The organism is Treponema sp. OMZ 840, from assembly GCF_050937815.1.
Classification (GTDB): domain Bacteria; phylum Spirochaetota; class Spirochaetia; order Treponematales; family Treponemataceae; genus Treponema_C.
The window spans coordinates 204,887-219,585 of sequence record NZ_JACDIJ010000004.1 but is presented as its reverse complement, the minus strand read 5'-3'; the positions used below and the strand labels follow the sequence as shown (position 1 = coordinate 219,585).

At 42.2% G+C, this 14,699-nt stretch carries 13 protein-coding genes; 7 read left to right on the top strand and 6 right to left on the bottom strand.

The genetic code is table 11. From position 1 onward, the window contains the following. Nucleotides 1–196: 196 nt before the first annotated feature. Together H0R92_RS08140 and H0R92_RS08135 are read left to right on the top strand one after the other, a co-directional pair. Entirely contained in the window at nt 197–1,456 is a 1,260-nt protein-coding gene (locus H0R92_RS08140) for a phosphoglycerate kinase (protein WP_432962963.1), read from the top strand. A gap of 606 nt (nt 1,457–2,062) precedes the next feature. Next, entirely contained in the window at nt 2,063–3,124 is a 1,062-nt protein-coding gene (locus tag H0R92_RS08135) for an adenylate/guanylate cyclase domain-containing protein (protein ID WP_432962960.1), read from the top strand. Nucleotides 3,125–3,220: 96 nt separating this feature from the next. Here H0R92_RS08135 and H0R92_RS08130 read toward each other — a convergent pair whose 3' ends face one another. Then, nucleotides 3,221–4,465 (bottom strand): FprA family A-type flavoprotein, encoded by a 1,245-nt coding sequence (locus H0R92_RS08130; RefSeq protein WP_432962957.1) that lies wholly within the window; start codon nt 4,463–4,465, stop codon nt 3,221–3,223. A gap of 122 nt (nt 4,466–4,587) precedes the next feature. Between H0R92_RS08130 and H0R92_RS08125 the strand changes: the two genes are divergently transcribed. The 4 genes from H0R92_RS08125 (at nt 4,588) to H0R92_RS08110 (ending at nt 7,229) form a co-directional block, all read left to right on the top strand. Next, the gene (locus tag H0R92_RS08125; RefSeq protein ID WP_432962954.1) at nt 4,588–5,271 is read left to right on the top strand and encodes an HAD family hydrolase; all 684 of its coding nucleotides are present in this window, start codon (nt 4,588–4,590) and stop codon (nt 5,269–5,271) included. Between the two features lie 140 nt (nt 5,272–5,411). Continuing rightward, nucleotides 5,412–5,732, top strand: coding sequence for a type II toxin-antitoxin system Phd/YefM family antitoxin (locus H0R92_RS08120; protein ID WP_428769266.1), 321 nt, complete (start codon nt 5,412–5,414; stop codon nt 5,730–5,732). 3 nt (nt 5,733–5,735) lie between these two features. Beyond that, nucleotides 5,736–6,053, top strand: a complete 318-nt coding sequence (locus H0R92_RS08115; RefSeq protein ID WP_428769268.1) for a type II toxin-antitoxin system RelE family toxin — start codon at nt 5,736–5,738, stop codon at nt 6,051–6,053. 99 nt (nt 6,054–6,152) lie between these two features. Next, entirely contained in the window at nt 6,153–7,229 is a 1,077-nt protein-coding gene (locus H0R92_RS08110) for an NADase-type glycan-binding domain-containing protein (RefSeq protein ID WP_432962951.1), read from the top strand. Nucleotides 7,230–7,406: 177 nt separating this feature from the next. Here the strand turns inward: H0R92_RS08110 and H0R92_RS08105 are convergent, their stop codons facing one another. The 4 genes from H0R92_RS08105 to radC all read right to left on the bottom strand — a co-directional run bounded on the left by H0R92_RS08105 (nt 7,407) and on the right by radC (nt 13,162). After that, nucleotides 7,407–9,065 (bottom strand): diphosphate--fructose-6-phosphate 1-phosphotransferase, encoded by a 1,659-nt coding sequence (locus tag H0R92_RS08105; protein ID WP_432962948.1) that lies wholly within the window; start codon nt 9,063–9,065, stop codon nt 7,407–7,409. Nucleotides 9,066–9,252: 187 nt separating this feature from the next. Beyond that, the gene (cls, locus tag H0R92_RS08100; protein WP_432962945.1) at nt 9,253–10,767 is read right to left on the bottom strand and encodes a cardiolipin synthase; all 1,515 of its coding nucleotides are present in this window, start codon (nt 10,765–10,767) and stop codon (nt 9,253–9,255) included. 28 nt (nt 10,768–10,795) lie between these two features. After that, nucleotides 10,796–12,451, bottom strand: a complete 1,656-nt coding sequence (locus tag H0R92_RS08095) for a PEGA domain-containing protein (RefSeq protein ID WP_432962942.1) — start codon at nt 12,449–12,451, stop codon at nt 10,796–10,798. Between the two features lie 18 nt (nt 12,452–12,469). Beyond that, nucleotides 12,470–13,162 carry a RadC family protein gene (radC, locus tag H0R92_RS08090; protein WP_432962939.1) on the bottom strand — a complete coding sequence of 231 codons (693 nt, stop codon included), beginning with the start codon at nt 13,160–13,162 and terminating at the stop codon, nt 12,470–12,472. A 97-nt stretch (nt 13,163–13,259) separates the two neighbouring features. On the opposite strand from radC, the gene H0R92_RS08085 reads away from it, so the two are divergent. Beyond that, nucleotides 13,260–13,922: a glucosaminidase domain-containing protein gene (locus tag H0R92_RS08085; RefSeq protein ID WP_432962936.1), complete on the top strand. Its 663-nt coding sequence runs from the start codon at nt 13,260–13,262 to the stop codon at nt 13,920–13,922. Between the two features lie 21 nt (nt 13,923–13,943). Here H0R92_RS08085 and pyrH read toward each other — a convergent pair whose 3' ends face one another. Continuing rightward, complete coding sequence (pyrH, locus tag H0R92_RS08080; protein ID WP_432962933.1) at nt 13,944–14,663, bottom strand: UMP kinase; 720 nt, start codon at nt 14,661–14,663, stop codon at nt 13,944–13,946. Between the last annotated feature and the right edge of the window lie 36 nt (nt 14,664–14,699).

Sequence of the window (14,699 nt, the reverse complement as noted above, 5' to 3'; positions counted from 1 at the left end):
TTATATATATCACAAATATACCAAAAAAGGTGTCCAAAAACAATGACTTTTAAAACACCTCTTAACGAACGGAATTTCAATACTTTACATTTTAGCATATTATTGATATATTTTTAAAGATACAAACGATGTAAAATCGTTTCTTTTTAGTTTTAAGCTGACCGATAGCATTGTTTTCGAAAATTTGGAGGTTTTTATGATAAAAACAGTAAAAGATGTCGATTTAGCAGGCAAGCGCATTATTATGCGTGTCGATTTTAACGTTCCCATGAAAGAAGGCGTTGTGCAAGACGATACCCGTATCCGCGCCGCTCTTCCCACCATTCAGTATATTTTGGAGCAAAATCCCAAAAGCCTTGTATTGATGAGCCATTTGGGAGACCCTAAAAAGGACGTAAAAAAAGCCGAAGAAAAGGCCGCTAAAGACGGAAAGCCCTTCGATAAAGAAGCTTTTATAAACGGCAAAAACCGCATGAAGCCCGTTTCCGAGTATTTGTCAAAACTCTTGGGAAAACCGGTTGCCTTTGCTTCTTCCTGTTTGGGACAAAAAGCCGCCGTAGACGCTTTATCCGGCGGTGCGGTTATGATGCTCGAAAATACGCGCTTTGAAGCGGGCGAAACCTCCAAAGACATGGAAGAACAAAGGGCTATGGCAAAAGAATTGGCAAGCTACGGCGATATCTATGTAAACGACGCCTTCGGAACCGCCCACCGCGCCCACGCTTCAACCGCCACTATTGCGGAATTTATGGACGTAAAGGTCGGCGGTTTTTTGATGGAAAAAGAAGTTAAATATCTTGAACCCATGGTTACGAATCCTCCCAAACCCATGACGGCGATTATCGGCGGTGCAAAGGTGTCTTCCAAAATTGCGGTTTTGGAAAGCCTGCTTAAAAACGCATCCGCCCTCATTATCGGAGGCGGTATGGCCTATACCTTTTTAAAGGCGCAGGGACACACCATCGGTAAATCTTTGGTTGAAGACGATTTTATCGATACGGCTAAAAACCTTTTAAAAGCCGCTCAGGAAAAAAACGTGCGCATTATCCTTCCCCTTGACCATGTGTGCGCCGAAACCTTCAGTGCCGATGCAAAGCCCGTAAGCGTTGACGGCCTCGACATAGCCGACAATCTGATGGGTATGGATGTCGGTCCTAAAACCCTTGCCCTGTACAAGGAAACGATTTTACAGTCCAAGTCCATCGTATGGAACGGTCCTGTGGGCGTTTTTGAGTTCGAAAACTTTGCCAAGGGAACGGGAGAAGTCGCCCACCTTGTTGCTGAAGCAACCTCCAAGGGAGCCGTAAGCGTTGTAGGCGGCGGAGATTCGGTTGCGGCGGTTAATAAGTTCAACCTTGCTTCCAAGATGAGCCACGTTTCAACCGGCGGCGGTGCCTCCCTCGAATTCCTCGAAGGCAAAACCTTGCCGGGAATTGCGGTGCTGGAGAGTAAATAGTTTAAAAATCGCACCTCCGTGTGCGATTTTTAACTTCGGTTTTGCACTCTGTGCAAAACCGCTTATCTATAGCGTTTGCATACATCCGTGTATGCGCTTAAAAAAAAGTAAAACTCCTTATTTTAAGCTCTTGCGTACATCCGTGTACGCGCCGGAAAGCAAAAATAATATATAAAGCTTTATTGTACCTCCGTGTGCGATTTTTAACTTCGGTTTTGCACTCTGTGCAAAACCGCTTATCTATAGCGTTTGCATACATCCGTGTACGCGCCGAAAAGCAAAAATAATATATAAAGCTTTATTGTACCTCCGTGTGCGATTTTTAACTTCGGTTTTGCACTCTGTGCAAAACCGCTTATCTATAGCGTTTGCATACATCCGTGTATGCGCTTAAAAAAAAGTAAAACTCATTATTTTGGGCTTTTGCGATATTTTCAATAGAAAGATTCATAGCAAGCAGGTTTTTTGCCGTTTCAAGTTTAGTTCGGTAAAAGCCGTCTGTTTAGCTTCAAAATAAGGCCGCATTCGCCGTTCATGGTCGAATAAGGCATTTGCAATTGATTTTTATTTGTCCGCCTATTATACTTTACAATAAGGAGAATTATCATGTTTAAATTGACTTATACCAAAAATCAAAAAATTGCCGATGATATTGCTCTAAAATTGGACTCTTTTCCGGATGAAAAACTGTTCCGCATCGATACCCTTGCTTTAGCTGCGGAATTCGGTTTGACTAAGGATGAAATAATCGACATTTTTATTCAAGGTGTGTATGACGGATTTTTTTTGCTCGACTGGATGTATCATTGTCCTGTTTGCGGAACTATCGCTGCGGAAACCTTATCGATTAATGAGGCAAAATCAACGGATTTTTGCCCGGCATGTCATGGCGAATTCGTTAATTCGTTGGATGACAATATCGAAGTTTCTTTTTCAGCCCATCCGAACATACGCGAAATTCCCGCTCACATAAAAGAAGCATACAAAAAGCAAACCGATGCGGATGTTGCAGCGGGCAATTATCTTACGTGGAAAAAGTATAATGTATTGCGCGGTATAGATCTTATTCAAAACAATACCTACCGCGAACTTATGAGCGCCGATGTTTTAATTTCCGATCAATCATTGCAAATTATGAAAATTACCGTTTTGTTTACCGATATAAAAGGTTCGACGCAAATGTATTCCGATTTGGGCGATGCAAGGGCATTTTCTCTTGTCCGTGAGCATTTTAGAATTCTGTTTGACGTAATAAAAGAATTCGGCGGAGTTCCGGTAAAAACCATCGGCGATGCGGTAATGGGCGCTTTTGTCAGTCCGCAAAAAGCGGTTGCGGCAACCTTGGAAGCTCAAAAACGCTTAATAGCGCATTATGCGTCCAAGCCCGAAAATGAAAAAATAGAAGTGAAAATAGGCGTACATTCGGGCGCCGCTATTATAGTTACTTTAAACAACCGGCTCGACTATTTCGGTTCGACGGTAAATACCGCTGCACGTATACAAGCGTCGGCTTTACCGAATGAAGTTGTCATATCGGAAGAATTGTTTAACGATGAGGATATCAAACGGACGATTGCAAAAGTTTCAAAAACCGTAAAACGGCACCGATTGGAGTTTAAAGGTTTGGAAGGCGAATACACAGTATATCATATTCCCGTTTGCGGTTAAGACTGCGACTAAGACTAAGACAAGCTATGCTAAGCATTTGAGTATGCCGATTGCTCATAAAGCTGTACATATTCAAATGCTTTAATACTATTCCGATTATTCTAAGCTTTCGGCAAGTTTTTTGCCGAGCGCTTTTAAGTCGGTAAGGTTTTGCGCGCTTGCCGTGCCCTGCCATTCAAGACTTTCAAGGTTTGTCCAGCGGAGGTTTGCAGTCAACTGTTCGTATTCTTTTTGGGCTCCGCCCGACCAGCCCCAGCTTCCGATGCGTGCGACGGTTTTATTGTAAATGTGTTTTCGCGCAAACATATCGAGTACGTGAACGGCAGGCGGATACATTTTGTATTCGTAGGTGGGGAAGGCGAGGGCAAGCCCCTTCGAACGCAGTGCTTGGGAGAGCACGTGCGACAGCGGGGTTTCGGGAATATTCAAAAGCGTATACGGAATGCCCGCCTCTTTTATGCCTTCGATAAGCGCTTCGGTTCCCCGTGCGGTGTTCCCGTACATTGAGCCGGATATAACGCAAATGTGTTTATCCTGCTCGCCGCCCGTATTGTAGCCTGCGTATTTTGTAAAGCGTTCGACGATGGCGCCGGGATTTTTACGCCACACGATGCCGTGTGAGGGCGCAATCACCGCAATGTCCAAATCTTTTAATTTTGCAAGGGCATTTTTTACGGGAACGCCGAAAGAGGCGACGACGGTTGCGTAATAGAGCAGACATTCTTCTTCAAACATGCGGTGTTCGTTTTCGGAAAATTCATCGTCGAATACACGGCCTTCGGGTAAAGCGCCGTAAGAGCCGAAACCGTCGCAGGAAAACAGGGTTTTTGAAGAACTTTCGTAGCTCATCATCGTTTCCGGCCAATGGATATTCGGCGTTTCATAAAAGGTTAAAACCAGTTCATCGCCCGAATTGCAGCCCTTACCCAAAGAAAGACTGTCGCCGTTTTTAACGGTTTTGATACGTTCCCAGTCTTTTTCTTCAAGTTTAACGAAATTTTTGAGCAGTGCGGCGGCTTTTTCCGTACAATAAATATGCAGTTTGGTGTTGCGCTTCATCAAATCAGCGACACAGGCGGTATGGTCGCATTCCATATGGTGCATAACCAAAACATCCAAGTCTTCAATCGAAAGCCCGTAAAGCTTTAATTGATTTTCTATTTGTTCGTCGGCATGTTCCCACTCGCTGTATAAATCGATAAGCGCTTTTTTTTCGCCGGTAAGAACATAGCAGTTAACCGATACGCCGCGTTCTATTTTCCAAAAACCTTCAAAATAGGGAGAGTTGCAAATATTTGCATGAAGCACCCCTATATCGGGATTAATAAGTTTTGTATTCATAACATAAGTATAACGATTTTCGCGTTATTTTGCAAGGTGATAAAAAACGGGCGGTTGCAAAGAGGAAATTTTGCAAGGGAGCGAGTTGGAAATCCGGCCGATATATGATATAATCGGTTTCTATGATACGCGGAATTTTATTTGATGTGGACGGAGTACTTATCAACTCGGAAGAGCAAATTGCTCAAGCATGTATTGAATTTTTTAAAAGGCGCGGCGTGAATGCCGTTCCTGCGGACTTTGCACCCTTTATCGGGGCGGGAGAAAACCGCTTTATAGGCGGGGTTGCCGAAAAATACGGTTTGACAATAGATATTGAAGCGGCAAAAATTGAAGCTTACGGTATTTACGATGAACTGATTTCCGGCACCGACTGCGTTATGAAGGGAACGGCCGATTTTATCCGTAATGCGAAAAAAGCCTCTCTTAAAACGGCGCTTGCTACGAGTGCGGATAAAATCAAGCTGGATATCAACTTAAAAGCAATCGGTTTTTCAACCGGCGGCTTCGATTATGCGGTGTGGGGCAATAAGGTAACGCATAAAAAGCCCGACCCCGAAATATATCTTACGGCGGCGGCGGGCCTCGGACTGAATGCGCGAGACTGCCTTGTGGTGGAAGATGCGCTCAACGGCGTACAGGCTGCAAAGGCCGCAGGTGCCCTTTGTATCGGCTTATTGGGTTCTTTCTCCGAGGAAGAGCTTAAAAATGCGGGTGCGGATATCGTCTTAAAGGATTTAAGCTTTTTCGGCTCCTTTTCTTCGCATGAAGAATTCAAGGACAGACTTGAAGCGCTTGTAAAATAGGGGAATGGCCTGTATAAAGCTTAAAAATCTCTATATCAAACCGGGCGGATATGCTGATATTCCGGATATGCGGATATTATCGATAAATTTGACAAGATAAAGATTGTTATGTATAGTAATATCTATAGAACGGTATTGTTATGAATGCGTTAAAACCGGTAAATATTTTAGACTCCATAATTCCGATCGGCAGATTCAATAAGGGTGAAGCACATAAAATTTTTTCAGAAGTGAAAAAAAAGGGACTTAGAATTGTTGTAAAAAACAATGTACCCGAATGCATTTTAATAAGTCCCCGGGATTATCAGAATATATTGGATGACTATGAAAATCTTTTATTGCTGACGGAAGCGCAAAAAAGAGAAACCGACAATGCGGTGCCTATATCTCAGGAAGAAATTCTAAAAAAATATAATATTTCACAATCCGATCTCGATGATATAGACGTAGAGTTGGATTAGCGTATGTGGGGTATCAAATATCATCCGAAAGCCGAAGCGGAACTGTCAAAATTGGATGAATCGGTCAGAAGAGCGGTTCTAAAAGGCATTTTAAAGGTTGCACAAAACCCCTTGCCGCAAAATGAAGGCGGGTACGGAAAACCCCTAGGTACAAAAGCGGGAACCGATTTAACAAACTACTTGAAAATAAAATTTAAAAAACTCGGAATGAGAGTCGTATATAAATTAATACAAGATGAAAAAACAAAGGAAATGTATATTTTGGTTATTGCGGCAAGATCGGATAATGAAGTATATATCCGTGCAGAAAAAAGAATATAAAGCCCGGTACCCGCTTCAACGCTGACAAACGGAACTATACCTGTTTGCAAGCTAAGCGCATGGTAGACACAGCCCGGCGGGTCGGAAACGGAGTAAAAGATGAAAAAAATAGTAGGTTTATTAATGTTCTTTTTGTCATTTTCTATTTTTGCAAATGAATTAAAAATTCAAAAAATAAGATTAATTAAAACTATGACATATGATAAAAACGATAAATATCGGTATTCACCTTTAAAAATGTTTGATAAAAAAAATGATACCGCTTTTGCAGTTCCTCTAAATGAAACTTATGATGATTTAGTATTAATTCTACACTTTGATAAAGAATATGAATTTGATGAAATTAATATAAGTGCAGGATATTTCGATTCAAAATGGTACTTAAAGAATTATAGAATAAAAGAAATAAATTTTATTTTTAATTATAATGACACAGGTTCTGATAAATTAAAAGAAAGTTTTATTTTAAAAGATGAAATGGTTTCTCAGAAATTAAAGTTTTCTGAAAAACGAAAAGCAAAAGATATTTGGATTAAAGCTAGAAGTTACTATCCCAGCAGTGCTTATGATGATGTATGTATTTCAGAAATGAGTTTTAGTAATAATGGAAAAGAATATGATATAGTAATAAGACCTGCTCGAAATTTTTATGGAAGCAAATACGAATATGATATTGAGGGAAACCTGGTAAAAGAAACTATTTGCAGAGATCACTTGAACTATGATTTAAATTATTATCGAAAGGATAATCAGTTTATCGGTAAATGTGAATATATCGATGAAGATAACGTACCGCAACAATTTGACTATAAAAAAATTACTTATTTAAAAAATGTTATTGAAATTGTAATCGGGAGAAATTATATAAAACATTACTATGATAATAAAAAACTGTTACGTTCGGAAGTAACGAATTACAACGGAGAAAAATATAATTTAAATTATTATTATAAAAATGGTATACTGGATCATACGGATTATGGAGAATTTATTTATGAAAACGGGTTATTAAAAGCATATATTGCCTATGATCATTATTATCATTCTTCTCCCGATGATTATGTTACTGATAATGTTAATAAAGAATTTTGTTCTTACTATTTAGAGTATAATGAAAAAAATCAGGTTATAAAACGAACTGTTTGGAGTTTTTCCGGGTACTCAGCTGTAAGATAAGATATAACACAGTTTTCAAAACCGACAGATTGTTGAAACAAAACTTGGGTGTAAAACAATTTTAAAATAGAAACAGGCTAGCGTATGTGGGGTATAAAATACCATCTTATTGCGGCAAACCGCAAGTAAAACCGGGCGGCGCCGTTTGAGCCGCCCGGTTTAAACTTACTTTAAAACTTACTTTCGCTCCAGCATCAGGGTTTTGGAAGGCTGATCGCATACTTCGGAAGGACCGAAATACTGAATGGCGCCGGGGAACAGATAATCGGTTTTTACGGCCCATTTATCGCGCTGCGAAGCGAACTTTTTAAAGGGCTTTCCGTTTAACTCAACTAAAGCTTTTTTTATAACAGGCTTTTTACTTCCGTGGCGCTGTTCCATATTCATCATCATCGTAAGCGGAACGCCGCCTGCCGTCCATTCTTTTGCGGGTTTTACCAAGCCGCGCACGGACGAAAGATAACCGGTTAAGCCGCCTGCAATAAGGATAAAGGCGTTGTAACCGAGTGCATAGCAATAGTCCGCGTCAAAGTTTGACGGGAAGGCGCAGCGGCCTTCATAGCCGAAAAAGTGCGTATAGGAGCTGAATTTTCCGCGATAGGTACCTTCTTTTTTCATTTGGGCAAGGCGTTTTTCGACGGCTAAAGCTAAAAGTTTTTCGGTGTCGATGCGGCTTACCTGTACGTTACCGTGCGGGTCGCGGTCGGCTAAAAATTGGTCGGCGATTGCGACGGGTAAAGCGTCGAAGGCGTCGAAGGATTTTTGCGAAAGGTTCGATTTAAGCCATGCTTTTTTTTGCTCAAAGCCGTGCAAGCTTTCGAACTCGTCTTTTTTAAGCGCCATTTTATCGTTTAATTCGGCGATAAGGGCTTTTATTTCGGGAATGAATTCGACCAAACCTTCGGGAATAAGTATCAAACCGAAATTTTCTCCGTTTTCGGCGCGCTTTGCGATTACCGCACAAATCTCATCGGTTACTTCGCGCAATGTCGATTTTTTCGTTTCCACTTCTTCGGATATAAGGCAGATATTCGGCTGGGTTTGCAGGGCGCATTCGAGGGCAATGTGGCTTGCCGAGCGTCCCATTAATTTAATAAAGTGCCAGTATTTTTTTGCCGAATTCGCATCGCGCGCCAAGTTGCCGATAAGCTCCGAATAGGTTTTGCATGCGGTATCGAAACCGAAGCTGGCTTCGATAAGGTCGTTTTTCAAATCGCCGTCTATGGTTTTCGGAACGCCTATTACCTGCGTTTTTATTTTATGCGTTTCAAAATATTCGGCAAGCAATGCCGCGTTCGTATTCGAGTCGTCTCCGCCGATAATGACAAGGGCGTCCAATTTATTTTTTTTAGCGGTTTCTGCCGCGGCGGCATATTGTTCGGGCGTTTCGATTTTTGTGCGTCCCGAACCTATTATATCGAAGCCGCCGGTGTTGCGGTGTTCGTCGATAATTTTATCGTTGAATTTGATAAAAGCGTTTTCGAGCAATCCCGAAGGGCCGCCTTTAAAGCCGAGCAAAACGGAATCCGCATTGCCTTTTTTTAAACCGTCATATAAGCCGCAGATAACATTGTGGCCGCCGGGTGCTTGGCCGCCCGAAAGAATAACGCCGACTTTGATTTTTTTAAGTGCGGCCGGATTTTTGCCTTTTTGCACTTGGGCAAGAGGTTTTCCGTATGTATGGGCAAAAAGCTCTTTTAACTCCTGCTTGTCCGAAACGGCTTCGGTTTTTTTGCCGAAGCTTAAAGTCAGATTTTCCACCTTCCCGTTTAATACGGCGGGAAGTTTTGGCTTATACGCATAGCGCGCGCTGTGCAAAGCGGAAACGGTTTTCATCTGTAACTCTCCTTAAACGTGTAAAACTTCCGCGCAAAACCTTTCCGATTTTTATTTTTTGTATTGCGGAACGGGGGATTCGGCAGCGGTAAGCAAAACCGAAAATGCGGAATTACCGTTTATTGTATCGAAATATGCCGGAAAATACAAGACTGTCGTTTATGCAAAAAAAGTCTTTTAAGAAAATCTACATGAGCGGGGTAAATAAGCGGCAAAAACCCCACCATGCTTTTTGCAAAAGCGGCCGGCTGTTCAGCCATGCCAAGCTGTATTTTGTACACTTTTTACAATCTTCCAAAAATATGGAAGAATATTTTTGCGCAAAAAATTCATCATAAAAAAATACATTCGCTTCATAGTGCAGTTCAAAGCTGCGGCTGTCTATATTACATGAGCCGATTGTTACAATTTTTTCGTCTATAATGAGCGTTTTCGCATGAATAAAACCGGGATATTTGTAAAAGCGTACGCCCGAAGGTAAAAGGTCCCGAATAAAAGAAAAAGCGGCCGCCCTCACATAAAATTTATCCCATTGACCGGGAATCATGATGGATACCTTTATGCCCGAATTTGCCGCAATTTTTACGGCCGAAAAAAAAGCGGCGTCGGGGGTAAAATACGGTGTTTGTATGTATATGCTTTTTTTTGCGCTCATAATCATACGTATCATTGCGTCTTTTATTTCGGTATGATCTCTGGTATCGGGTCCGGAAGCGATGATTTGAGCGGGAATGCGCGAGGTTTCATCGGGTACTTCCGTTTTAAGCGCTTGCAAAATGTTTTTATTTGCCGAGTTGATTTTATCTTGTACGACAGCGGGCGACGGCCAGGATTTTGCCGAAAACTTTTTTTTGCCGCTTGCAACCGAATACCAGTCGACCAAAAAAATGTTTAAAAGCGACAAAACACAGCTTCCCGTTAAACGCACATGGGTATCGCGCCATACAACCTTTCCTAAGCCCGCATATTCGTCGCCGACATTAAATCCGCCGGTATAAGCGATTTTTCCGTCTATAATGACGATTTTTCGGTGATTTCTGAAATTTAAAGACCACGGACTGCCGGTTTTTACGGCAAAAAAGGGCAGGGTCATACCGCCTGCATTATCGAGTTCGGCAAAAAAAGAGCGCGGGGTTGTAAAGGAGCCTATATCGTCGTATAAAAGGCGCACTTCCAAACCTTCTTGTGCTTTTTTGCACAGCAAATCAAGAAGTTTTTTCCCCGTTTTATCTTTATGAATAATAAAATACTGCAAATATACGGATTTTTCGGCTTTTGCAATATCCCTGTATAAGGCAGCGAATTTTTCCTCGCCGCAGGTAAATATTTCGGCCGATTTTGCAAAAGTAACCGGACTGTTGCCGTAGTTCAAATTCAATTCAATAAGCGATGCATATTCGTTCATGACGGTATTGGGAAGTTTGCCCGCTTGGGCGGAAAAAAAAGCTTGTTGATCGCTCATTAATTGCTTTGTTTCTTCTTTGACGTATTTTTTTGCGATTTCCATTTTGCGTGTTTTGGTAAAAAAATGTCCGCTGAACAAAAAGTATAAAACAATGCCGATACCGGGTAAAAAACTTAAAGTCAGTATCCATGCAAAACGTCTTCCTGCATCCTGCTTTTCAAAAAACAAAATAAACACGATAAACATATAGTTTATGGCGCTTAATATGCTGATAAAAATCGACCAAAAGTTTTCCATACTTTTATTTCTCCCTGTACTCCGACCCTTAAAGAAAAATCGCCGTTCCTATACGGAAACCTATGCCGCCGGATGTACCGGCCGTATATGTATAATACAAGCCCGCCAAGGGCATACATATCGTTTTGGGTATTAAATATGAAAATTCCGCACCGCAATATCCGGTTCCCGGACTGTAAATTCCTTTTTCGCTGAAGGGTAAAAACCATGCAGCAGATAGATGAATTGCATAAAAATTCCGTTGAATTGCGCACGAAAGCCCCGTTTTGAGCCTGCCGCCGAATGGGTACAGCATTCCGCGGCTATCGCCGAATACGGCTGTTTGAGAAAGCGTTATGCATACAGGTTTGACGTTTACGGCGATCGCAGCGCCTGCAGCCAAACCGCTTTCATTAAAAATACTTATTCCGTTTTGCGACGAATAGCCGTAATGTATAAAAGCGCCGTAATATAAAAAATGTGCTTGTGCCGCCGCCTTTAACGCAGCTTGTACGATAAAGGGACTTTGACTTTGTGCGCGTATTTCGGTTCCGATACTGCATGATGTTTCCAAAAAACGAAGCGGCGTATATGCGAACGAATAAAAAAGGGGAGCCGAATTAAAACCGTTTTTTAAAGAAAAATCGCCGCCTGCAGTGTAAGCGGTATATATGCCGCCCTTTGGCATAAGGCGAAGGGACGGCACAATACCCGAGGATATACCCGAAGCCGATTGAGGCGTCAGCGGGTAAAATAAAGAAGGGTCTATAAAAACCTCGATACCGTCGGACAATAAAAAAGCTTCATCATTTTCGCCCCGTGTTTTTAGATATGCCGTATATACGCCCTGCTCCGGAATTGTTCCGTCAAAGCTGCGTCCGTTCCAATATACGTTTTGTTTTTCTTCGGTAAACGGCGGCAAATTGTGAGCGTATACGAGATTTCCCGTTTTATCGTATATTTCGAGTATTCCCTTTCCCGGTGCGGTAACGGAAAAGTTAAAACCGCATATACCTAAGCTGCCCGGATTGTAGGGGTTAAAACGTTTTTTTTGTGCGGCAAAAGAGGTTAATTCAAAAACCGCTTCATTCAGGTGACAATCGACATTCACCTCCGTTTCCCTAAATACATAAACCCTTACCGGGGCACTGTATTTACCGAATTTTTTTACTTGTACCGTATGCTCGCCTTCGCTTACTTGCAGTGTCCATTCGGAGTTTTGGATACCGATTTGCGATGCATTTTGTGCCGTGCGGTGTGCGTTTTTTTTTGTTTGGGACGGTTTCGCCGCACCTAAAGAAAAGCATATGAAAAAATCGCCTTTTTTATTGCCGTCTATGTACAGTTCCGCATCCGCTTCGTCTGCCCGTATGTGTAAAATTCCGGTGATGCTTTTCAGTTCGGCACGTATTGTGTATTCCGTACCGCTTTCCAGCGTACATTCGAATTCCTGCCGGTAAAAGCCGTCTTTTTCAATTCGCAGTTTATAGCTGCCGGGCAGGATATCTGTCAATTTAAGCGGAGTGTTTCCCCGGTATGTATTGTTCACATATACTTGCGCTGCCGATACGTTTGCACGTATATCCAATGCCGAAAGTAAAGAGTCCGTATATTTTTTTTTACCGATTTTAGGCGTTTGAGCGGAAAGTGTAATGATGGGCAAAAAAACGATCATTGCATAAATCAGTTTTTCAACTCGTTTCATAGCCGAATGATAGCATATTTACCGTTGAAAAACCAGTCCGTTTTCCGCAAAACTAAAGTAATCGGCTGTACTGATAATGATATGATCAAGTAAGTGTATGCCGATAATTTCGGAAACCTTAAGCAGCCTTTTTGTTATGTCGATGTCCTTATCCGAAGGATCGGCATTGCCCGAAGGATGATTGTGCGACAAAATAATTGCGGCGGCGCGTTCTTTTAAGGGGTCGGCAAATACTTCACGCGGATGAATAAGGGTTTGATTTAAGATTCCGACGCTTATTGTGCGGATATGCATAACTTCCTGTGCTCCGTTAAGAGATACGCATAAAAAATGTTCTTGCTTTTCGAGTGTATAATGTTGCAAAAGGGGTACTACATCCGTCGGATGAAGAATCTTTATTCCTTGAGCGACATTCAGCCTTTTACCCAATTCTATTGCCGCCGAAATAATACAGGCTTTGCTTTTACCTATACCGTGCGTATGCAAAAGTTTTTCCGCAAGATTTTCTTCGGTTGCGGTTTGCACTATATGCAAAACCTTTCCGGATAATTGCCGTACCGGTATGTTTTGTGTACCGCATCCTAAAAGGACCATAATCAATTCTTGTGTGCTTAAACTTTGTACGCCGCTTGTAAGCAGCAATTCGCGTGCCGCCGGCTTTGTCCCGCTTTTAAGAGTCAATTCCGATAGCGAATAAGCCAATTCATCCATAGCGCCTCCTCATTATTATTATAGATGTGCATATCGATTTTTTTATACATAAAATACCTTTATTGCCTTTTTTTTTAATAAAAAGTATAGTTTTAGCGTGAAAATCAAGGTCAAAAGTATTGTAAAAAGTTTTTCCGGAATGCAGCGGGGTATGCTTGTGTTATGCAGACTGCTCTTTTTGCCGTTTTGTGTGCTGATTGTTTCTTGCGTTTCGTTTTCCGGCATCCCGAAAGAACCGAAAAAAAAGAAACCGCAAAACCTTTTTTCCCCGTCGCCGATTATTGCGAATCGGGGCATTAAAACAGCCCTCGCTTTGGAACGTTTTTTTATGGCACAGGTTCCCGATGCGAATGTTTTAAAAGTTCGGCGGCTATCCCGTTTGTATGTATTTGAAAGTTCTTTGGAAGGTATCAACTCGGATATCGCTTTTGCACAAATGTGCTTGGAAACGGGTTTTTTGCGCTTCGGCGGATTGGTTACCGAGGATATGAATAATTTTTGCGGTTTGGGAGCGATAAACGCCGTTCAAAGAGGAAATCGTTTTAATACCGAACAGGAAGGCGTACGCGCTCATATTCAGCATTTAAAAGCATACGGCAGCGCCGAAGCGCTCCGTATGCCGCTTATAGATCCCCGTTACAAATGGGTTAATCCTAAAGGGAAAGCTCCCACGGTTTACGATTTAAGCGGCACGTGGGCTTCCGATCCCGATTACGGGAAAAAACTTGCGGATATTTTAAAACGCATGAGTGCTTTTTAATTTTGCTTTTCAATTTTTATATTACCCTATACGGGTGCCCGTGAATTCTTGTTCATTCAAAACGGCAAGGATATTGTTTATGTCTTTGCCGCCGGCACAAATAACTGAAATTCCCGCACTTTCGGCTTTTTTACTTGCTACCGGATCAAAGGGACTGTTTTTACCGGGGACCCATTCGTCGCCGACCATTTTGCGAAAATCGCTCCATGATATTGCATCCAGAGGGCGTGCAGCCGGATTTGATTTGGGGTCATCGGTATATACTTTTTCGATGTTTGAAAGATTTACAATCGTCTTTGCGCCGAAACGCTCTGCCAAATAGACGGCATCCGTATCGGTCGAAAAACCCGGTTTCCAGCCGGCGGCAACGAGAATGCGCCCTGAAAATTCCGTCGGTTCCGTCGGGTTATACACCACATCTTGCGGACATAAATCGGCAAAAACGGCTTTTAAAAGCTGCGCGTTAAGCCTTGTCGCCATAATACCCAGCCAATCGGCTTCGGCGCTGTCATATTCCGCCCCCTCGCAGGCTTTTGCTCCCGCATGCGATAACGAACATACGCTGCGGTATGCTTTTTGGTATATCCGCGCAGGAGCGCCGCCTCCGACGACAAAAATAAGCTTGCGTTCTTTGTCTTCATTCAGCCAAGAGCGTATCATGGCGCCGAATGCGGTTAAAAACGCCGTATCCGGTTCTGCCGGGGCAACAATGGAACCTCCCACGGACAATACCTTAATCATATAAGCCTCCTCATAAACTTTTTAAGTTTTTCAGCC